Raw genomic sequence first — 21,039 nt, 5'->3', positions numbered from 1 at the left:
GTTTTTTAAAGTTAAATTGTATTTTTTTTTGCGCTCCTTGCGAAATCTTGGCGTTCCTTGCGGTTAACCCTTCAAAAACCCAACTAAAACTTTTTCCAATTCGGCTTGATTTTCGAGGTGACTCATATGTCCGTCGTTGAAAGTTACTAGTTTGACATTGGTGCCTTCAATTTGTTCTAAATTCTCTTCGTAAATTAAAACAGGATCTTTTTTTCCTAAAATTAGCATGATGGGATAAGGTGCAAAATGCAACAAAACTTCACGGTCTTTTCTTAATTTCATGCCTTCTTGAGCGGCGATGATTCCTTGCAAAGGTGTTTGTAAAGCTTCATCTCTTACCCATTCAATTTGTTCTATTAGTTTTTCTCGGTTTTCTTCTGAAAATAAATTCGCAATACTCATTCGAACAGCCGCAACATAATTTTGTTTTACCGCTTTGATGGCGCGTGTTCTATTCGCAATTCGTTCATCGCTATCCGCACGAGAAGTGGAATTTAACAATACCAAACCTTTCATGAATTCTGGATACAATTCAGCAAAAGCCAACGCCACATAACCACCCATTGAATGCCCAACAAAAACCGCTTTTCTAATTTTTAATTCCGATAAAACTTGGTGAACGGCATCTGCCATATCTTCCATTGTGTGGACATATCCCAAACAATCGGTTTGCCCATGACCCAATAAATCAATACAAATCACACGATTTTTTTGAGCTAAAACCGGCGCCAAATAGTTCCACATCGTACTATTTTCCAAAAAACCGTGCAACAAAACTACCGCAGTGCCTTTTCCAGCATCGGTATAAGAAATTTTCGTGTTTTTGTAATGGGTGTGTTTGTACATAAAATTGTAATGATGGACAAAAGTAAGATTTAACCGCAAAGTGCGCAATGATTTTCGCAAAGTTCGCAAAGTTTTTCCGTTTAGTTTTTTAAACACAGATTTAAGAAATTTTAAAAATTAATATAATTTCTCCAATCTGTGTTCCAAAAAAAAAACGGCTCACTTTCGCAAACCGTTTAACCTGAAACTTGAAACCTGAAACAAATTTAAAGTTTAGCTATTCATTATCGATTCAATTTCATCTGCTTCAATTGGAATGTTTTTCATTAAGTTGAAAGGTTCTCCATTAGGTTGAATCACTACATCGTCTTCTAAACGAATACCAAAACCTTCTGCTGGGATATAAATTCCTGGTTCTACAGTGAAAACCATGTTGGCTTGCATTGGCTCGTGTAATAAACCATAATCGTGCGTGTCTAAACCTAAATGGTGCGACGTTCCGTGCATGAAATATTTTTTATATGCTGGCCAATCCGGATTTTCATTCTGCACATCAGCTTTAGTAATTAAACCTAAACCTAATAATTCTGAAGTCATTACTTTGCCAACTTCTACATGATATTGTTTCCATAATGTTCCGGGTAACAACATTTTTGTCGCTTCGTTTTTTACATTTAAAACCGCATTGTAAACTGCTTTTTGTCTGTCTGTAAAACGTCCAGAAACTGGAATCATACGTGTTAAATCTGATGAGTAATTCGCGTATTCTGCACCAACATCTAACAAAATTAAATCGCCCGCATGACAAACTTGGTTGTTTTCAATATAGTGTAACACATTTGCATTATTTCCCGAAGCGATAATTGGTGTATACGCAAATCCTTTAGAACGGTTGCGTAAAAATTCGTGTGCTAATTCTGCTTCGATTTCATATTCTGTTACACCAGGTTTTACGAAGTTTAATAATCTTCGCACTCCTTTTTCTGTAATATTACAGGCATTTTGAATTAAATCTAACTCAATTTGATCTTTAACAGAACGTAAACGCTGTAAAATTGGATTCGATTTTTCGACTTTATGCGCAGGATATTCGTTTTTCCACCATTTGATAAAACGGTCTTCACGCGTTTCTGTTTCTACCGAAGCTCTGTAATGTTCGTTCGTGTTAATGTACATCGTGTCGGCGTACATCATCACTTCTTTTAATACTTTATGAAAATCTTGTAACCAATATACCGATTTGATTCCGGCAACTTCAAAAGCGCGTTCTTTAGTTAGTTTTTCACCTTCCCAAATTGCAATATGTTCGTTGGTTTCTTTTAAAAATAATATTTCTTTCAAATGCTCATAAGGTGCATCCGGAAATAATAATAAAATACTTTCTTCTTGGTCTACACCAGATAAAAAGAAAATATCTCTGTGTTGTGCAAATGGTAAGGTACTATCTGCAGAAACAGGATAAATATCATTCGAATTAAAAACAGCAACTCCGTTTGGCTTCATTTTCGCCATAAAGTTTTTACGATTCTTAATAAAAAGTTCTCGGTTAATTGGTAAATATTTCATTTTAACTAATTTTAAATTTTATCAAAATTAAGTAATACGAAATAAATAATAGTAGCCAAATGGCGTTATTTTATATTTTTTCGAATTCTGCTCATGTGCCGAGAAGAAATTCCTAAGAAAGATGACAAATAATGTAGTGGGACTTCGTTTAATAATTTCGGTTCGTTTTCTAATAGTTTTTTATAGCGTTCTTCTGGAGTTAACGTCAATAAATCGATGCGATAATCGTCTATTAAACAAATTTGTTTTTCAATTAACGTGTAATAAAAATCATGAAACGTTTTGTTTTCTTTCAATAATTTCTGAAAAGAATCTTGATCAATCACCCACAATTTACATTCATGAATCGCTTTTACAAATTTTCGAGAAGGCACATCTAACAAAAAACTTTTTAACGAAGAAGTAAAGGAATTTTTTAAAGCTAAATAAGTGGTTTTTTCTTCATCATCTACCAATAAAGCGTGTTGCAAAATACCTTCTTCAATGAAACAAAAGTATTTACAAACTTCATTTTCTTTCACCAAAAACTCATTTTTCTTTAAAGTTAAAGGTGTAAAAAACGATTTAAATTCTTCAAATAAAGTACTATTCATGTGATTTTGATGTTATAAATTCAAAAATAATAACTTTCAAATGAATAGGTATCCAATTATTCTTTTAATTTTGAAGAAAATCAGTTTCAATTTTTATCAGTTATGAAAAAAATAGTTTTAATAGTTACGACTTTCTTTTATGGTGTTGTATTGGCCCAAGAAAAAGCACCTTATAAAATTTACGATCGAGTGGGTCAAGAAATGAGTTATAGTAAAATGCTATCGCTAACTAGCAAAAGTGATGTAGTTTTGTTTGGCGAAATGCATGACAATTCGATCATTCATTGGTTGCAATTAGAACTAACCAAAGATTTAGCTCAAAAAAAGAATTTGGTTTTAGGTGCCGAAATGTTTGAAGCGGATAATCAAGACGAATTAAACGATTATTTATCTGGAAAAATCAATCAAAAACAGTTAGATACTACGGCGCGTTTATGGAAAAATTATCGTACAGATTATAAACCCTTAGTAGAATTCGCTAAAGAGAAAAAATTTAATTTCATCGCTACAAATATACCTAGAAAATTTGCCAGTTTAGTATATAAGAATGGTTTTCAAGCTTTAGATTGTTTGTCAACAGAACAAAAATCGTGGATTGCGCCACTTCCAATTGCTTACGATGCTGAATTGCCAGGATATAAAGCCATGTTAGATATGGGTGACGGACATTCAAATGAAAATTTACCAAAAGCACAAGCCGCTAAAGATGCAACAATGGCTTACTTTATCAGCAAAAATTTAAAACCCGAAACTATATTTATACATTATAACGGCACGTATCATTCAGATAATTTTGAAGGTATAAATTGGTATTTGAAAAAATATGTTCCAAAAGTAAAAATTGTCACGATTGCAACAGTGGAACAAGAAGATATTATTCGTTTTGAAAAAGAAAATCAAAACAAAGCCGATATAATAATTGTGGTAGATAAAGATGTCACAAAAACACATTAATATGAAAAAAATAGCATTCTCAGTTTTATTCTTATCCTGTCTTTTTGGATTTGCACAACAAAACGATTTTCAAGCAGTAAAATTTCAAAACATCGGACCAACCATTATGAGTGGTCGTGTGGTAGATTTAGCCGTAAACACAAATAATCCAACCGAATTTTATGCCGCTTATGCGACTGGCGGATTGTGGCATACAGATAATAATGGTACGAGTTTCGAATCGATAATGGATAATGCACCAACTCAGAATATCGGTTGTGTGGCAGTCGATTGGAAATCAGGATTAATTTTAGTTGGAACAGGTGAAGTGAATTCTTCGCGTTCTTCCTATGCTGGAATTGGCGTTTTGAAATCAACAGACAAAGGAAAAACATGGACCAATATTGGATTGCCAGACAGTCATCATATTTCTAAAATTTGGATAAACCCGAATGATAACAATGAAATTGTAGTCGGAGTTTTAGGTCATTTGTATTCGAAAAATGAAGAACGTGGCGTTTTTAAAACTACGAATGGTGGAAAAACCTGGACAAAAACCTTATTCATTAATGATGAAACAGGAATTATAGATATTAGTTTTGCACCCAATAACCCGAGAATTATGTTTGCGGCAGCTTGGGAACGCGAACGTAAAGCCTATAATTTCAAAGGAAATGGAATCGGGTCTGGAATTTATAAAAGTGAAGATGCAGGAACAACTTGGACAAAAATTGATTCGAATTCTGGTTTTCCAAGTAATAGTGGAATGGGAAGAATTGGGTTGACATCGTTTAACGAAAATATTGCGTACGCGATTGTGGATAATCAAAATTTACGTCCAAATGCAAAAAGCGAAAAATCAACGGATGCCAATACAAATTTGTTTGATACGGAAGTGATTGGTGCAGAAATTTATAAAACAATTGATGGCGGAAAAACATGGAAGAAAACACATGAAAAATTTATTGATGATGCTTTTTATTCTTATGGATATTACTTTGCCGACATCACTGTTGACGAATCGAATGAAAATAGATTGTACATTTCAGCAGTTCCAATAATTTTTTCAAATGATGGCGGAAAATCCTTTAAATCATTAAGTAAAGATAATGTACATTCAGATCATCACGTTTGTTGGGTGAATCCGAAAAATCCAAATCATGTCATTAATGGAAACGATGGTGGAGTAAATATTACTTATGATAATGGAAAACACTGGGTAAAATGCAACAATCAAGCGGTTGGACAATTTTATACAGTTAATGTGGATGATAAAGAAGTGTATGAAGTGTATGGTGGCTTGCAAGATAACGGCGTTTGGGCTGGACCAAATACTTACGAACATAATGTAGATTGGTTGCAAGACGGAAAATATCCGTACGAATTTTTAAGTGGTGGCGATGGCATGCAAGTTCAAATTGATACCAGAACAAATGACTTGGTTTATACTGGATCTCAATTTGGAAGTTATATTAAAATTGATAGAAAATCAGGAAAAAGAGACTACATCACGCCAAGAGCCGATAAAAAAGAAGCACCTTACCGATTCAATTGGCAAACACCTATTTTGTTATCGTCACACAATCAAGATATTATTTATTTTGGAGGACAATACGTTTTCCGTTCTATGAATCAAGGAAAAGATTGGGAAAAAATTTCTTCCGATTTAACGAATGGAAAAGTAGACGGAAATGTGCCTTTCGGAACAATAACTTCAATAGCTGAAAGTAAGTTTAAATTCGGACAATTGGTTGTTGGTACTGATGATGGTAATATTCATGTAACAAGAGATAATGGTTCAACTTGGGCGAAAATTTCAACTAATTTACCTCAAGGTTTGTGGGTGTCTCGTGTGCGCTTTTCGAACTTTAAAAAAGAAAGAATTTACATCACGTTAAACGGATACAGAAATGATATTTTTACAACTTATGCTTATGTTTCTGAAGATTTAGGTTCGAATTGGAAATTGTTAACAGAAAATTTTAGCCAAAATGCAGCCAATGTAATTTTAGAAGATTCAGAAAACGAAAATATTTTATATTTAGGAACCGATAATGGTTTGTTTATTTCGATGGATAAAGGCACAACTTGGCAAGATTTTTCATCTGAGATTCCGAATGTTGCGGTTCATGACTTAGTCATTCAACCAAGAGAAAAAGATTTAATCGTTGCTACGCATGGTCGCTCTTTGTATAAAGTGAATGTTGCTAATATGCAACAAATTAACGAAACAATAAATGCAAAAGGGATTGCGTTATTTAAAGTAGAAGATATTTATTTTTCTAAAAACTGGGGAAATACATCGTATGCTTGGGGAACGGAAAACAATCCGAATGTTGTCATTTGGTATTATTTAAAGGACAATTCAAATGTTTCAATTACGATAAAAAACAAAGAGGGGATAGTCGTTTTTAATCGTCAGGCTAAAGCCGAAAAAGGAATATTGAAAATGGATTACGATTTAAGTATCGATGAAAAAACAAAAACAGCCATTGAGAAGAAAGATTCGAAAATAAAAATCAGTCAAGCTGAAAATAAAAAACAGTATTTACCTGTTGGAAATTACACGATTGAATTAGACGCTAACGGTAGAAAAGAAACCCAAACGTTACTCATAAAAGAAAAAAAATGAAGATAAAAATTTTAGCACTACTAGCATTAACGTTTATTGGGACATCATGTACGGATGAAGATGACCAAGTAATTGCAGAAGAACCACAATTAATCATAAAATTTAAATTTGATCCTACGCAAATAAGATTAAATAATATCGGGCAACCGGCAACGGTTTCGGCTGGAAATGCAGCGCAATCGCCAATTTTTAATGGCATCAGTGCGCATTATTTAGAATTTACTCCAAATGCATTAACGCAAGTTGGGCAAGGCGCTATTTTATACACAGGACCATCAACTGCTTTAGGTGGTGCTAATGCAATAGATTTTAGTCAAGCTAAAATTGTAGGGGAAGGTGAAGCATTTTTATCAATTCCTTTAAAAAATCTTCCGGCAGGAAGTTATGAATATGTTCGCGTTTCCTTGTCGTATCAAAACTATAACATCAATGTTAGAGCAAGTGGTTCAGATTATGTTGGGACTTTAGCAAGTTTTGTAGGATATAACAATTACATTACTACACATAGTGTTGCTGGAACTCCATTTGTGGTTAATGATGATAAATTACAAGGTTATTGGGCGTTCGCGATCCCATCTGTTGGGTATGCAACTTTTGGACAAACTGCTGCTGGTGCAACCACTGTTCCTAATCCAATTAATGCCACATCACCAATTCCTTCTGGATCGTGTTTAGTTACGGGAAAATTCGCCAATACTTTTGTAGTTACTGGTAATGAAACTAAAAATGTAGCAGTGCAATTGTCGCTTTCAATCAACAATAGTTTTGAGTGGCAAGAGGTCAATGCTGACGGAAAATTTGAGCCTTCTGCCGGAGAAAATGTAATAGATATGGGTTTAAGAGGATTAATTCCTAGTTATACAATTTTAAACTAACGTCTAACGGGTTGATATTCAACAAAAGTTAAACTCATTTAAAATCATTATAAATTATCTTTCAAAGGTTGTAAGTCTTACTTATAACCTTTATTTTTGCTTACAATATTCAAACTCAAATTAACTTTAACTATAATTATGGCAAAATCAGCATTTTTAAAGTCATCTATTGCAAAAAAATATTGGATGGCTCTTACGGGATTGTTTTTATGCTTGTTTTTAGTAGGGCATTTAATTGGAAATCTTCAATTGTTTATGTCGGGTTATGATGGAGCACTTCAATTTAACAAGTATGCTTATTTCATGACAACTAATCCAGCAGTAAAATTACTATCTTATGTAACTTACCTGTCTATTTTATTTCACGCAATTGATGGAATTTATTTAGCAATTCAAAACAAAAAAGCACGCCCTGTTGCTTATGCGATGAATAATCCTTCAAAAAACAGTAGTTCGGCTTCAAGAAACATGGCGGTATTAGGAACAATGATTCTTATTTTCATTGCTACTCACATGATTAATTTTTGGGCTAAAATGAAGTTTGGAACTACAATGCCTTTGTTCGTAAAAGAAGTTGTAGATCAAAATACTGGGGCTAAACAATATATGTTAATTGCGACTCCGGAATCACCTCAAGTTAGTGTTCCTGTTCAAAGCCCAATTTTTGATAATACAATGTTGAATAAACAACCAGGTAGTCAAATTCACATTGATGGACATAAAATTATCAATAATAAGAATAATGAAGTATTGTTTGAAGGATATAAAGATTTACATAAACTAACCGTTTCTTTTTTCAAAAGTAAAGGGAAGTTGTTTAATGTAATTCCTAAAGAAGGCTTGTTTTTTACTTTGTTTTATGTTTTTTCAATGATAGTTTTAGGTTTCCATTTATGGCATGGTTTTCAAAGTGCTTTTCAATCTTTAGGAGTTAATGGTAAATTTACACCAGCAATTAAATTTTTCGGAAAAGCATTTTCAGTAGTTGTTGCTACACTATTTGCGATAATTCCAATTTACATTCACTTTTTTTCAAAATAAAAACATATGGCATTAGATTCTAAAATTCCTCAAGGTCATATTTCAGAAAAATGGACCAACCATAAGAACAATCTTAAATTAGTTGCTCCAAATAATAGACCAAAAATCGATGTAATTGTCGTGGGAACTGGTTTAGCAGGTGCTTCGGCAGCCGCTTCACTTGGAGAAATGGGTTACAACGTAAAAGCATTCTGCTTTCAAGATTCTCCACGTAGAGCGCACTCAATTGCTGCTCAAGGAGGTATAAATGCAGCTAAAAACTATCAAAATGATGGAGATAGTACCTACAGATTATTTTATGATACTATTAAAGGTGGTGACTACCGTGCGCGTGAAGCAAACGTTCACCGTTTAGCTGAAGTTTCTTCAAATATTATCGACCAATGTGTAGCGCAAGGGGTTCCTTTTGCTAGAGATTACGGTGGATTATTAGATAACCGTTCGTTTGGTGGAACACAAGTACAACGTACTTTTTATGCAGCCGGACAAACAGGTCAACAATTATTATTAGGAGCGTACTCTGCATTATCTAGACAAATTGGTTTAGGAAATGTAAAAATGTACAACCGTCACGAAATGCTTGACATTGTTAAAGTAGACGGAAAAGCACGTGGAATTATTGCTCGTAATTTAATCACTGGTGAGTTAGAGCGTCATTCTGCTCATGCTGTGATTGTTGCAACTGGTGGATATGGAAATGTTTATTTCTTATCAACTAATGCAATGGGAAGTAACGTTACAGCGTCTTGGAAAATTCACAAAAAAGGAGCGCATTTTGCTAATCCTTGTTATGTGCAGATTCACCCAACTTGTATTCCAGTTCATGGAACCAATCAATCAAAATTAACGTTGATGTCAGAATCATTACGTAATTCTGGTCGTATTTGGGTTCCTGCTAAAAAAGAAGATGCTGAAGCAATTAGAGCTGGTAAATTAAAACCAACTCAAATTGCAGAAGAAGATAGAGATTATTATTTAGAAAGAAGATATCCTGCTTTTGGTAACTTAGTACCTCGTGATGTGGCTTCTCGCGCAGCTAAAGAGCGTTGTGACGAAGGTCATGGAATTGAAGCGAATGATACTAATGAAGGAGTTTATTTAGATTTCGCTTCAGAAATTATAACAAAAGGAAAACAAGCGGCTTACACACAAGGTGACCACAATCCTTCTGATAAAAAAGTTCAAGAATTAGGTAAAAAATGGGTAGAGTCTAAATATGGTAACCTTTTCACGATGTATGAAAAAATTACAGATGAAAATCCATATGAAACGCCTATGAAAATTTATCCAGCCGTCCATTACACAATGGGTGGAGTTTGGGTTGATTATAACTTAATGTCATCTATTCCTGGTTGTTTCGTAGCTGGTGAAGCTAACTTCTCTGATCATGGTGCTAACCGTTTAGGAGCTTCGGCTTTAATGCAAGGTTTGGCGGATGGTTATTTCGTATTGCCTTACACGGTTTCTAACTATTTAGCAGACGAAATTAGAACAGGTAAAATTTCTACGGATACTCCGGAATTTGTGGATGCTGAAAATGCAGTTCGTCAATCAATTGAGCAATTAATCAATAACAACGGAACAAAATCTGTTGACTATTTCCATAAAAAATTAGGTTTAATTATGTGGAATAAAGTCGGAATGGCTAGAAATGAAAAAGGATTAACAGAAGCAATTGCAGAAATCGGACAATTAAGAGAAGATTTTTATGCTGATGCAAAAGTTCCAGGTGCTGCTAACGAATTTAACCAAGAATTAGAAAAAGCACTTCGTGTGGCTGATTTTATCGAATTGGGACAATTAATGGCAAAAGATGCTTTATTACGTAAAGAATCTTGTGGTGGACATTTCCGTGAAGAATATCAAGATGCTGAAGGAGAAACGCTTCGTGATGATGAAAACTTCGCTTATGTTGCTGCTTGGGAATATAACGGAAGTGATGCAAGTCAATCAGTACTTCATAAAGAAGAATTGAAATATGAGTTTATCAAAATTGCAGCTAGAAACTATAAATAAGATATCATGAGTGCTAAAAAAAATATAAATATCAACCTTAAAATCTGGCGTCAAAAAAATGCTAGTGCTAAAGGTAAAATGGAAACTTATAAATTAGATAATGTTTCTACTGACAGTTCTTTCTTAGAAATGTTAGACCAATTGAATGAGCAATTAGTAAATACACAAAATGAACCAGTGGCTTTTGATCACGACTGTCGTGAAGGTATTTGTGGAATGTGTTCGTTATACATTAATGGTCGTGCACATGGTCCAGATACTGGTACAACAACGTGTCAATTACACATGCGTAAATTTAAAGATGGAGAAACTATCTTTATTGAGCCATGGAGAAGTAAAGCGTTTCCTGTAGTAAAAGATTTAGTTGTAGATAGAAGTGCTTTTGATAGAATTCAACAAGCGGGTGGATTCGTATCTGTAAATACTTCTGGAAACACAATTGATGCTAATGCAACACCAATTAACAAATCTGATGCAGACAAAGCTTTTGAAGCTGCGGCTTGTATTGGTTGCGGTGCTTGTGTAGCTACTTGTAAAAATGGTTCAGCCATGTTATTCGTTGGAGCAAAAGTATCTCAATATGCTTTGTTACCTCAAGGTAAAATTGAAGCAGCAGACAGAGTTTTAAATATGGTACGTCAGATGGATGAAGAAGGATTCGGAAATTGTACCAATACAGGAGCGTGTGAAGTAGAATGTCCAAAAGGAATTTCTTTAGAAAACATCGCTCGTATGAATAGAGAATATTTAAAAGCAAGTTTAGTATAATTATGAAAAAAATATTTAATTCGTTCATCGTCTTATTGACTTTTTTTATTGTATCATGTAGTACAAACGAAACTTCATTAAACGATAGTCAAAACATACCTGAAGAAGCTGTTGCCATGTCAACAAGTATTGATGGTTTATTTTACGATACTCCACCACAAATTGGTGGAAATTTAGCTGAAAATTCTGGAGGGTCTTCATTTGGAGGTTCAGCCTATTTTCTTTTAAATGGTTATAGAAATTTAAATAATGGTTTTACAACTAATAGAATTGGTAATAAAATATATAATATTTACTTAGCAATTCCTAAAAACAATTTGTCTGTTGGAATTCATAATTTTTCTTCAACCTTTAATTCTGGAGATTTTTATGCAGATTTTGATGTTTCTGGAGTTCTCCCAACGGAAAATGTAAATACAATAAGCGGTTTTATTAAAATTACTAGTTTTGATACTACTACCAGATTATTAAAAGGTAATTTTAATTTCACAACAAATAACGGAGTTGATTTAACTACAATTACTCATGAACTTGTTGGTACTTTTGCTTACGTACTTCCTTAATAAAAAATAATGATTATTCTTAAAGAACGCATTCAATTTTGAATGCGTTTTTTTTTATATTTTTAACTCATGAAAACAGTACTTATTCAAACGGATATCGTTTGGGAATATCCATCAGCAAACAGAAATATTTTAGAAGGAAAAATTAAATCTATAAATGAAGAAATTGATTTGATAATTCTTCCAGAAATGTTTACTTCTGGATTTACAATGAACCCAAGCTTAATAGCCGAATCCATGAATGGAGAAACTATTTCGTGGTTAAAAGAAATGGCAAAATCAAAAAATTGCGCCATTACGGGAAGCTTAGTAATCGCAGAAAATAAAAGCTATTATAACCGAATGGTGTTTGTTTTTCCAAATGGAGACATACAACATTACGATAAAAAACACTTGTTTACTTTGGCTGGTGAAGATAAAATTTACACTTCAGGAACGGAAAAAGTAATTGTGAATTATAACAATTGGAAAATTTGCTTGCAAGTTTGTTATGATTTACGTTTTCCTGTTTTTTCAAGAAATACAGAAGGTTATGATTTGCTTGTTTATGTAGCAAGTTGGCCAAAAATTAGAACCAATGCTTGGGATGTTTTACTAAAAGCACGCGCGGTTGAGAATTTATCTTATGTTATCGGTGTGAACCGAATTGGAACAGATAATAATAATTATGAATACATCGGACATTCGCAAATTATTGACGAATTAGGAAATTCTATCATTGAACCAACAGAAAACGAAGATGTTTTTATGGCCAATTTAGATAAAGACAAAATGCTCGAAACTAGAAATAAACTAAATTTTTTAAATGATAAAGATGAGTTTTATTTTGCTTAATGCCTAAATCAATTCAACTCCAATTCCTGATCCACATCCCAATTCGCTCTTACATCAATTAATGCAGGGAAATAAATCATTTCTTCAGGTTGAAGCTTGTTTTTGAAGTTACCGGAATCCCAAATTTTATTCTTGTTTTCATCATAAAACATTCTTACTTGGTATGTGCTGGGTTGTATGGCTTCAAAATACATTTCTGTCTCTTTCGTGCAATATTTTTCGGCAATAATATCTCCAGAATTATTTAAAATTTGAAGTACATATGGAAACTTCTTTACATTTTTTAATCGTAATTTTAAGTTTCCGAAATCGCTAATTGCACCTTTTGTGAAATCAAATTTCAAACTATCTGTTTTGGTGTTATAATCGTCTTCAATCGCACCAGGTAATAACTCTATAGTGTATTTTTCATTTTCTTCTTGCTTAAAATCGAATGAAATTAACTGTTCAAAATCATCAATTTCTGTGGTGAAAGAAACTAAAGTGGAATCTTTCTTTCTTAAAAATATTTTTTCTGAATTTATTTTTTTAATTGGAGTTGTTGTTGCTAATGTTAGTTTTTCATTAAAGCTAAATTTCTTATTAATAAAAAGAGACACTTTTAAAGAATCCGCTTCTTTTAATTTTTTCAATTTCACGGAATAATTTTTAATATAATTGTCTGATTTTACAATTACATTTAAGGAATCTTTCACATCATTTGGAATAAAGACTTGTAACGTATCTGATTTATTATTTTCATATTTTGAAAATCGTAAAGGCGTTTCAATATTGTTTTTCTTTGTGAAAATCTTCACATTTTTTACCTCGCCTTCATAACCTAAAAACAACTTATTGTTGCTTTCCAAAGTGGGTCTATAGGTTTTAATTTCACTTTTTTCAGCAAATAAATTTAGCGAATAAACACTGTCAGACGGGATTTTTATTTTTTCTTTTTTAAAGGCAATTTTTTCTGATTTTGATTGGTAATTGTAGTTGTTGTTTTTGTCTTTTAAAGCCACTAAATAATACTCGCCTTCTTTGATGTTTTCAATTTTAAAAGTGGTATTTTTTTCTAAAGTATTGGTAATATAAACGGGTTTGTTTTTGTAAACTAAACTATCATTAAAGTTTGCCGCATCATATAGCATAACTGTTACAAAATCATCAGTTTTGTTGTCAAAAGCATCTTTTAAGTTTCCTGAAACTGTTAAAGAATCTACAAAAGAACCTGTTGAAAATACATATTTAAATTGAGAATACGGAATCCCTTCGTTATAATCTGTAATACTTTGTCCGAAATTGAAACTATATGTGGTGTTGGGTTTTAAATCTTCATTTAATGTTATCGAAATAAATTTACTCGCGCTTCCTTGTGGAACAATGGTTGGTGTTTTTTCCATCGGTGGAGAAATAATCAATTGTTTGTTGATGTCTTTAATCTTTATATATTCGCTAAAATCAATTTTTATAGTTTTTCCAGTAAAATTAGTTTGATAATTTTTAGGATTACTTTTTACAATAACTGGTGCTATAGAATCTTTAGGACCACCGGTTATAGCTCCTCTTTTAGCGCAACTTATAAATAATGCAGAAATTATAGTAAATAGGAAGATGAATTTTTTCATTAATAATGTCGGAATTTAGTTTGGCAAAGTAACAATTATATTCACTTCCATCATAATATTTAAATAAAATTTATGATTGCGAATAGGCCATAGTAAGAATGCTAATTTTGGTGTTTTTAATTTTTAAAATTTGATTTGCACAAGCTTCAATTGTGGCGCCAGTTGTAAAAACATCGTCTATAATTAGGATGTGTTTGCCTTCAATTTTTTCTTGATTTTCAATAGTAAACACATTTTTGTTATGTCTTAATCGATTTTCTTTTGATTTATCGGTTACAGATTTTACGTGTTGTGTTTTCACTAAAACATCGTCAAGTATTGGAATTGTTAGGTTTTTTTCAATAGCTTTGCAAAAAGTTGTTACTTGGTTGTAGCCTCTTTTATGTAATCTCTTTTTGTGCAGCGGAACTGGAATAATGAAATCGACATTTTTGATGGTTTCATTGTTTATTAATTCTTTAGCGTATAAATCACCTAAATAGGTTCCTATTTCTTGTCTGTTTCTATATTTTAGATTGTGAATAAGATTTTGTGTAATTCCTTTTTTTGAGAAATATAAAACCGAAGCTCCAAACTCAAATGGGATTATCCCATAAAAAACTTTTTCAATTTCTGTTTCCTTAACCTTATGGTGATGTGTAAAAGGCAAATTGTGATTACATTTGACACATATAACATTTTCATTTTTCAATAATAATGTTGTGCAACCATTGCAAAAAACAGGAAAAAGAACATTTAACAGATTTTTTCGTATTTCGTCGATAATTTTTAACATATTAAAACAATAATTTTATATTTAGTAAAAATAATTAAAGTATGTCCTCTAACAGAAGTAACACTCATAAATTTATCATATTAGCACTGTCAGTTTTTTTATTGATTGTGCTCTTCAAAAGCTATAAAGATAATAAATCTTCAAAAGAATTACAAGAAAATCTAAAGCAAGAAAGTTTATTAACTCAAAATCAATTATCAGAAATTATTGATAAATATGATTCAATTTCAATGGTTTATGATAATTATGAGGTAAATTTTACTAGTTTAAATGATAAAAATGAAAATCAAAAAATTGTAAAAACGACAACAGATTATAAAAATTTATCTGAGTTAAATAAACAAATTCAAACCATAAAAGATTCCATAAATTTCTTACAAGTGAGATTGCAAGAGATTGAAAAAATAAAATCGTTAGCTAAACCTAAAGAAAAGAAATCTATAATAATACAAAATAACTTAACAAATAGTTCAAAATTCGATATCACAAATTTACAGGTTAAAGGGGTGAAATTTTTAACTGAAAACGTTACTTCAAGTAAAGTTAAAACGATTGAACAAATTAGAGTTTGCTTTACAATTGATAAAAATGAGTTGATTACTCAAGGAGAAAAAGAACTTTTTGTGCAAGTAATTAATCCTAAAAATAATATTGTTTCTGTAGAAGGTTTAGTGTTTGAAAAAAACAATATAACTCTGAAATACAGTAAATTAGCAAAATTTGATTACAAGCAACAAATTACTGATGTTTGTAGTTATGTAGATTTGGAAAAGAACAAAACTTTTAAAGGTCGTTATATTGTAAATTTATATTCTGGTACGACAAAAATCGGTTCTACTATTTTCAATTATAATTAATTAGAAATTCCTTTTTTAATTCCGTTGCTATTTTTACTTTTGCAGTATGGCAAAACAAGAAGATTTATTTAAGAATGTAGTTTCGCACGCAAAAGAATACGGATTTATTTTCCCTTCTAGCGAAATATACGATGGTTTAAGTGCAGTATATGACTACGCACAAAACGGTGTTGAACTAAAAAAGAACATTAGAGAATATTGGTGGAAATCCATGGTGCAAATGCATGAAAATATTGTAGGTTTAGACGCCGCAATATTAATGCATCCAACCACTTGGAAAGCTTCTGGTCACGTGGATGCTTTTAATGATCCATTAATTGACAACAAAGATTCTAAAAAAAGATATCGTGCTGATGTTTTAATTGAGGATTATGCCGAAAAATTAAACATCAAAGCACAAAAAGAAATCGAAAAAGCAAAAGCTCGTTTTGGTGATGCTTTTAACGAACAAGAATTTATTACAACCAATCCTAGAGTTGTAGAATACCTTTCTAAAAAGAACGAAATTTTAGCTAGAATGGCTAAAAGTTTAGATGCTGGTGATTTAGACGATGTGAAACTTTTAATTGAAGAATTAGAAATCGCTTGTCCAGATTCAGGTTCTCGTAATTGGACCGAAGTACGTCAATTCAACTTGATGTTCGGAACTAAATTAGGCGCTTCTGCTGATACGGCGATGGATTTGTATTTACGACCAGAAACGGCTCAAGGTATTTTCGTAAACTTTTTAAATGTTCAAAAAACAGGCCGTATGAAAATTCCTTTTGGAATAGCTCAAACGGGTAAAGCCTTCAGAAATGAGATTGTAGCAAGGCAATTTATTTTCCGTATGCGTGAATTTGAACAAATGGAAATGCAGTTTTTCGTGAAACCAGGTGAAGAAATGAAATGGTATCATTACTGGAAAGAAACGCGTTTAAAATGGCATAATTCATTAGGATTAGGAGCGGAAAATTACCGTTTCCACGATCATGAAAAATTAGCTCATTACGCTAATGCTGCAGCTGATATCGAATTTAATTTCCCATTCGGATTTAAAGAATTAGAAGGAATTCACTCGCGTACTGATTTCGATTTAAAAGCACACGAACAATTCTCAGGTAGAAAATTACAATATTTTGATACTGAAGAAAATAAAAACTACGTACCTTATGTTGTTGAAACTTCTGTTGGTTTAGACAGAATGTTTTTAGCAGTTTTCTCAAAATCATTACAAGAAGAAACATTGGAAGACGGTTCAATAAGAACAGTTTTACGTTTGCCTTCGGTTTTAGCGCCAACAAAAGCAGCTATTTTACCTTTAGTTAAAAAAGACGGTTTACCAGAAATTGCGAAAGAAATCATGGAAGAATTAAAATGGGATTTCAACGTAGCTTACGATGAAAAAGATGCCGTGGGTCGCCGTTACAGAAGACAAGATGCATTAGGAACGCCATTTTGTATTACAGTAGATCATCAAACAGTAGAAGACAAAACGGTTACTATTCGTCATAGAGACACGATGTTACAAGAACGTGTAGCAATCGTCGATTTGAAAAATATTATTGAAAAAGAAGTTTCAGTTAGAAACTGGTTAATGAAAATGTAAAATCATTTTCATATAAAATTAAAAACGCCAAATTCAAATGAGTTTGGCGTTTTTGTTTTCGCTATATTTGAAGATATAAAAATTGTATTATGAAAGAATTACCCGCGTTTTTAAAAGCACAAAAATACAAAGGAATTAAATTTAAGTTTTTAAAAACACAACATTTACTAATTAAAGTTAAAGTGAATGGTGTTGCTGGAAATTTTATTTTAGATACGGGTGCTTCTAATACTTGTATTGGTTTAGAAAGTATTGAAAAATACAGATTGGAAGTTAGAGATTATGAAAGTTTTGCGGCCAGCGCAAGTTCTACAACTATGCATGCTAAAATATCAAAAGGCAATTATCTCCAAATTGGTTCTTGGAAACAATTGCCCTCTACGTTTATACTTTTCGATTTATCTCACGTCAACGAAGCCTTATCACAACAAAAAATAAAACCAGTCGATGGAATTATTGGAGCAGATGTTTTACTAAAAGGTAAGGCGATTATTGATTATCCAAATCTGTATTTGTATTTGCAATAGCTGCCGTAGCAATTAGTCGTTGTTTTTTAAACGAATAAAAAGCAATAATCGCACTAAATAACATCAATATTCCTCCCAAAACAAAAGGTGCGCCAGGAAAATGTACAGCTGCATTTTTATTAGTGAAATTATAAAAGACATTCGACATTAAGGGCGGACCAATAATAGAAGTCACACTCATCAAACTCGTTAGAGTTCCTTGGATTTCTCCTTGTTCGTTAGCAGGAACATTTTCGGTAATTACAGATTGTAAAGCCGGACCCGAAATTCCTCCTAAACAATACGGAATTAAGAACGTAAACATCATCCAACTTTCTGTAGCGATGGCGAATAAAAACATCCCTAAAGTGTATAAAACCAATCCGTAAATGATACTTTTTTCGTTTCCGATTTTCGGATTGATCCATCTGATTAAGCCACCTTGTACAATCCCGACTAACAACCCAATAATTCCCAATGAAATTCCGACCATTTTTTCATCCCATTTGAATTGGTACATCGTAAAGTAACTCCAATTGCTATGAACGGCATGCGAACCAATATAAACTAACATAATCGATATAAATAAACCGAAAATTTTTGGATATTTTTTTAAGTTCATGATGGCACGAATAGGGTTGGTTTTGCTCCAATCTAAATCTCTTCTGTTTTCTTTTGGAAGTGATTCTGGTAATACAAAATAACCGTATAAGAAGTTAATGAAACACAAAGCTGCTGCCGCATAAAACGGAACTCTAGCGCCAAATTGTCCTAACAAACCACCAATTACTGGTCCGATAATAAACCCAATTCCGAAAGCAGCTCCAATCATTCCGAAGTTTTTTGCTCGGTTTTCTGGCGTGCTAATATCGGCAATATAGGCTGTAGCAGTTGTGATACTTGCGCCAGTGATTCCAGCAATAATTCTTCCAATAAATAAAAAAGTAATTGTAGGAGCGAAGGCTAAAAACAAATAATCCAATGAAAATCCTAAAAGCGAAAATAAAATAATTGGTCGGCGACCGTATTTGTCACTCAAATTTCCAATTAGTGGCGACAATAAAAATTGTGTAAAAGCATACGCAAATAACAACCAACCGCCAATTTTTGAAGCATCACTTAAATCACCATTTATTAATTCTTGAATCAATTTCGGAATAACTGGAATGATAATTCCCCAACCTGTAATGTCAATCACTAAGGTTAAAAATATAAATCCGATAGCTGCTTTTTTCTCTTTCTTTTTCATAAAAACAAAGTAACAAAAAAAATCCCAAACTCTTTTGAATTTGGGATTTGTAAGAATATTATTTAATCAATACTTATTTTTGAAAATAAACCATTGCTGCGTCTAAAAGTTGTTTTTTCATCGCAACAACGCTTTCTATTCCTTTGACATCATGTTTGATTCCATTAATTTCAAGGCAATAATTATTTCTTGAACTAAGGATTTTACAAATAATCTTTTTATTATTATCATCAACTAAAATATTGAAACTGTTTTTTTGATCTCTATAAGAAATTCTATCAGCATCAATTTCTTTTCTATGAATTAGAATTGTCTTAATTGTATGATATATTTTTAATTCTTCAGCCGTAGTGATAATTAAACTTCCATTTTTAGATTCTTCCTCAATTACTTTCTTAAGAGCTTTTTGAATAGAAGAAGAATTAATTTGTTCTCGTATTTTTAATTTCACTGGGTCAGTCATTCTTTTGCCATTCATTCTATTGAAAATAGCTTTGATAAAATCATCAGAAGGATCATATAATTCATTAGCAAAAGCTGCTGAAAAACCTTGTAAGAAATAGAAATCAGTTGCTTCTTCTAACAATTCTTTTATGTCAATATTGTTTTTATGTATTTTCGATAAATTATCAATCAAAGTGTCATTTATTTCATTGAAGTCAAAAACTAAAAACGGATTTACATTTAAACTAGTTTCTTTATTTGCTTCATTGGCACTATAAACTCTCCATTCCAAACCGTTTGTTAATATTCCCAACTTACAACTTGGAGTATTAATGAAATAGCCATTTAGTTGCCAAGCTTCTTTATCAGTTAGAGTTTTAGCATATTTTTTACATTCAACAATTATTTCAGGATTTTTACCTCTAATTAATAATCCAATATCAGCTTTGTCATTTTTTTGTCCCCAACCTGCATTGATTTCAGTTAGCATGTCGTCCATTCTGCTATATCCTAAAATTTCAATAATTGGCTCAATAAGATATTGTCTTGTTTGTGCTTCATTAGTACATTTTTCTTCCAGTTTACTGAAATCAATTTTAGCAAGTGATTTTTTAATGACGTTAGCGATTTGTTTATTTATCGGCATATTTGAAAGTAATTAAGTTGGATTATTGTTAAAGATAGAAAATTCTTTCAATTTGAGGTATTATCAAATCGAAATTAAAATTTAATTAAACAAAAAAATCCCAAACTCTTTTGAATTTGGGATTTGAATATATTTTTAAAAATTATTGTTTAATAACTTTCAATGTTTTTACTTCATTATTAGAAGTCACTTTTACAAAATAAGTTCCTGTAGTTAAATCATTAACATCTACTGAGGTTTCGTTACCATTAACAGATTTTGATAAAACTTCTTGTCCTAATAAATTGTATATAGAAACAGTTGTAATTTCTTTATCCAATGAAATAGTAAAAATAGTTTTCACAGGGTTGGGATATAATTTTACTTTATCCAATGAAAAAGATTCAACTGTAAGTACTTGCGTAGTAAATGAACCTCCCGAAACCGAATTGGTTTGTGTGTTTCCACAAATTGATTTTACCCAAAAATAATAAGTAGTGTTAGGCGACAAATTACTTAACACAGCAAAGGTATCTGAAGTAGTTCCAGTGATAGCTCCAGTAGAAAATGGATCATTGATGGTGCTGTAACAATATACGTAACCATTGCTTGGTGCAGGCGTTGTTGCTACCCATGCAATATTATTAGTTGTCGACGTTAAACCATCGTAATATAATTGTGTTGGTGCGTTACAACCTGTAGCTGAATAGGTTGTAAATGAACCTCCCGGAATCCAATTGGTTTGTGTGTTACCACAAATTGATTTTACCCAAAAATAATA

At 32.0% G+C, this 21,039-nt stretch carries 19 protein-coding genes; 11 read left to right on the top strand and 8 right to left on the bottom strand.

All coding sequences use genetic code 11. From position 1 onward, the window contains the following. Positions 1-63 precede the first annotated feature (63 nt). The 3 genes from UEQ13_RS12730 to UEQ13_RS12720 form a co-directional block, all read right to left on the bottom strand. Entirely contained in the window at positions 64-846 is a 783-nt protein-coding gene (locus UEQ13_RS12730; RefSeq protein WP_329806712.1) for an alpha/beta fold hydrolase, read from the bottom strand. 213 nt (positions 847-1,059) lie between these two features. After that, positions 1,060-2,352, bottom strand: a complete 1,293-nt coding sequence (locus UEQ13_RS12725; RefSeq protein WP_329806711.1) for an aminopeptidase P family protein — start codon at positions 2,350-2,352, stop codon at positions 1,060-1,062. 65 nt (positions 2,353-2,417) lie between these two features. Further along, complete coding sequence (locus tag UEQ13_RS12720) at positions 2,418-2,945, bottom strand: Crp/Fnr family transcriptional regulator (RefSeq protein ID WP_329806710.1); 528 nt, start codon at positions 2,943-2,945, stop codon at positions 2,418-2,420. A gap of 102 nt (positions 2,946-3,047) precedes the next feature. On the opposite strand from UEQ13_RS12720, the gene UEQ13_RS12715 reads away from it, so the two are divergent. The 8 genes from UEQ13_RS12715 to UEQ13_RS12680 all read left to right on the top strand — a co-directional run bounded on the left by UEQ13_RS12715 (position 3,048) and on the right by UEQ13_RS12680 (position 12,607). Further along, positions 3,048-3,899, top strand: coding sequence for a ChaN family lipoprotein (locus UEQ13_RS12715; protein ID WP_329806709.1), 852 nt, complete (start codon positions 3,048-3,050; stop codon positions 3,897-3,899). Position 3,900: 1 nt separating this feature from the next. Next, positions 3,901-6,510 (top strand): WD40/YVTN/BNR-like repeat-containing protein, encoded by a 2,610-nt coding sequence (locus UEQ13_RS12710; protein ID WP_329806708.1) that lies wholly within the window; start codon positions 3,901-3,903, stop codon positions 6,508-6,510. Continuing rightward, positions 6,507-7,385, top strand: coding sequence for a hypothetical protein (locus UEQ13_RS12705; protein WP_329806707.1), 879 nt, complete (start codon positions 6,507-6,509; stop codon positions 7,383-7,385). Before UEQ13_RS12710 ends, UEQ13_RS12705 begins: the two co-directional genes overlap by 4 nt. 138 nt (positions 7,386-7,523) lie before the next feature. Next, positions 7,524-8,426 (top strand): succinate dehydrogenase cytochrome b subunit, encoded by a 903-nt coding sequence (locus UEQ13_RS12700; RefSeq protein ID WP_329806706.1) that lies wholly within the window; start codon positions 7,524-7,526, stop codon positions 8,424-8,426. A 6-nt stretch (positions 8,427-8,432) separates the two neighbouring features. Continuing rightward, a complete protein-coding gene (locus UEQ13_RS12695; protein ID WP_329806705.1) occupies positions 8,433-10,442 on the top strand; it encodes a fumarate reductase/succinate dehydrogenase flavoprotein subunit in 2,010 nt (669 codons plus the stop codon). A gap of 6 nt (positions 10,443-10,448) precedes the next feature. Then, entirely contained in the window at positions 10,449-11,210 is a 762-nt protein-coding gene (locus tag UEQ13_RS12690) for a succinate dehydrogenase/fumarate reductase iron-sulfur subunit (RefSeq protein WP_329806704.1), read from the top strand. 2 nt (positions 11,211-11,212) lie between these two features. Continuing rightward, positions 11,213-11,773 carry a hypothetical protein gene (locus tag UEQ13_RS12685; RefSeq protein WP_329806703.1) on the top strand — a complete coding sequence of 187 codons (561 nt, stop codon included), beginning with the start codon at positions 11,213-11,215 and terminating at the stop codon, positions 11,771-11,773. Between the two features lie 69 nt (positions 11,774-11,842). Then, positions 11,843-12,607 (top strand): nitrilase family protein, encoded by a 765-nt coding sequence (locus UEQ13_RS12680; RefSeq protein WP_329806702.1) that lies wholly within the window; start codon positions 11,843-11,845, stop codon positions 12,605-12,607. Between the two features lie 8 nt (positions 12,608-12,615). Here the strand turns inward: UEQ13_RS12680 and UEQ13_RS12675 are convergent, their stop codons facing one another. Both UEQ13_RS12675 and UEQ13_RS12670 read right to left on the bottom strand, forming a co-directional pair. Further along, positions 12,616-14,214, bottom strand: coding sequence for an Ig-like domain-containing protein (locus tag UEQ13_RS12675; protein WP_329806701.1), 1,599 nt, complete (start codon positions 14,212-14,214; stop codon positions 12,616-12,618). Between the two features lie 70 nt (positions 14,215-14,284). After that, positions 14,285-14,989 (bottom strand): ComF family protein, encoded by a 705-nt coding sequence (locus UEQ13_RS12670; protein ID WP_329806700.1) that lies wholly within the window; start codon positions 14,987-14,989, stop codon positions 14,285-14,287. Between the two features lie 41 nt (positions 14,990-15,030). On the opposite strand from UEQ13_RS12670, the gene UEQ13_RS12665 reads away from it, so the two are divergent. From UEQ13_RS12665 to UEQ13_RS12655, 3 genes are all read left to right on the top strand, one after another. Next, the gene (locus UEQ13_RS12665) at positions 15,031-15,846 is read left to right on the top strand and encodes a hypothetical protein (RefSeq protein ID WP_329806699.1); all 816 of its coding nucleotides are present in this window, start codon (positions 15,031-15,033) and stop codon (positions 15,844-15,846) included. Between the two features lie 46 nt (positions 15,847-15,892). After that, positions 15,893-17,434, top strand: a complete 1,542-nt coding sequence (locus UEQ13_RS12660) for a glycine--tRNA ligase (RefSeq protein ID WP_329806698.1) — start codon at positions 15,893-15,895, stop codon at positions 17,432-17,434. A gap of 89 nt (positions 17,435-17,523) precedes the next feature. Next, entirely contained in the window at positions 17,524-17,961 is a 438-nt protein-coding gene (locus UEQ13_RS12655; RefSeq protein ID WP_329806697.1) for a retropepsin-like aspartic protease, read from the top strand. Here the strand turns inward: UEQ13_RS12655 and UEQ13_RS12650 are convergent. From UEQ13_RS12650 to UEQ13_RS12640, 3 genes are all read right to left on the bottom strand, one after another. Further along, complete coding sequence (locus tag UEQ13_RS12650) at positions 17,924-19,189, bottom strand: TCR/Tet family MFS transporter (protein ID WP_329806696.1); 1,266 nt, start codon at positions 19,187-19,189, stop codon at positions 17,924-17,926. The two genes, UEQ13_RS12655 and UEQ13_RS12650, sit on opposite strands and share 38 nt — an antisense overlap. 73 nt (positions 19,190-19,262) lie before the next feature. Then, positions 19,263-20,279, bottom strand: a complete 1,017-nt coding sequence (locus UEQ13_RS12645) for a type I restriction enzyme HsdR N-terminal domain-containing protein (RefSeq protein WP_329806695.1) — start codon at positions 20,277-20,279, stop codon at positions 19,263-19,265. Between the two features lie 142 nt (positions 20,280-20,421). Next, on the bottom strand, positions 20,422-21,039 hold a 618-nt coding region (locus UEQ13_RS12640; RefSeq protein WP_329806694.1), incomplete at its 5' end, for a T9SS type A sorting domain-containing protein.

This window comes from Flavobacterium facile, assembly GCF_036321945.1.
Taxonomy (GTDB): domain Bacteria; phylum Bacteroidota; class Bacteroidia; order Flavobacteriales; family Flavobacteriaceae; genus Flavobacterium; species Flavobacterium facile.
This window is presented reverse-complemented; position numbering and strand designations above follow the sequence as displayed.

Bases quoted from the DNA above. Each gene is read 5' to 3' on its own strand.
- UEQ13_RS12695 (WP_329806705.1), top strand. From the start codon at position 8,433: ATGGCATTAGATTCTAAAATTCCTCAAGGTCATATTTCAGAAAAATGG.
- UEQ13_RS12675 (WP_329806701.1), bottom strand. From the start codon at position 14,214: ATGAAAAAATTCATCTTCCTATTTACTATAATTTCTGCATTATTTATA.
- UEQ13_RS12700 (WP_329806706.1), top strand. From the start codon at position 7,524: ATGGCAAAATCAGCATTTTTAAAGTCATCTATTGCAAAAAAATATTGG.
- UEQ13_RS12705 (WP_329806707.1), top strand. From the start codon at position 6,507: ATGAAGATAAAAATTTTAGCACTACTAGCATTAACGTTTATTGGGACA.
- UEQ13_RS12680 (WP_329806702.1), top strand. From the start codon at position 11,843: ATGAAAACAGTACTTATTCAAACGGATATCGTTTGGGAATATCCATCA.
- UEQ13_RS12655 (WP_329806697.1), top strand. From the start codon at position 17,524: ATGAAAGAATTACCCGCGTTTTTAAAAGCACAAAAATACAAAGGAATT.
- UEQ13_RS12660 (WP_329806698.1), top strand. From the start codon at position 15,893: ATGGCAAAACAAGAAGATTTATTTAAGAATGTAGTTTCGCACGCAAAA.
- UEQ13_RS12690 (WP_329806704.1), top strand. From the start codon at position 10,449: ATGAGTGCTAAAAAAAATATAAATATCAACCTTAAAATCTGGCGTCAA.
- UEQ13_RS12730 (WP_329806712.1), bottom strand. From the start codon at position 846: ATGTACAAACACACCCATTACAAAAACACGAAAATTTCTTATACCGAT.
- UEQ13_RS12725 (WP_329806711.1), bottom strand. From the start codon at position 2,352: ATGAAATATTTACCAATTAACCGAGAACTTTTTATTAAGAATCGTAAA.
- UEQ13_RS12715 (WP_329806709.1), top strand. From the start codon at position 3,048: ATGAAAAAAATAGTTTTAATAGTTACGACTTTCTTTTATGGTGTTGTA.
- UEQ13_RS12670 (WP_329806700.1), bottom strand. From the start codon at position 14,989: ATGTTAAAAATTATCGACGAAATACGAAAAAATCTGTTAAATGTTCTT.
- UEQ13_RS12710 (WP_329806708.1), top strand. From the start codon at position 3,901: ATGAAAAAAATAGCATTCTCAGTTTTATTCTTATCCTGTCTTTTTGGA.
- UEQ13_RS12665 (WP_329806699.1), top strand. From the start codon at position 15,031: ATGTCCTCTAACAGAAGTAACACTCATAAATTTATCATATTAGCACTG.
- UEQ13_RS12650 (WP_329806696.1), bottom strand. From the start codon at position 19,189: ATGAAAAAGAAAGAGAAAAAAGCAGCTATCGGATTTATATTTTTAACC.
- UEQ13_RS12645 (WP_329806695.1), bottom strand. From the start codon at position 20,279: ATGCCGATAAATAAACAAATCGCTAACGTCATTAAAAAATCACTTGCT.
- UEQ13_RS12720 (WP_329806710.1), bottom strand. From the start codon at position 2,945: ATGAATAGTACTTTATTTGAAGAATTTAAATCGTTTTTTACACCTTTA.
- UEQ13_RS12685 (WP_329806703.1), top strand. From the start codon at position 11,213: ATGAAAAAAATATTTAATTCGTTCATCGTCTTATTGACTTTTTTTATT.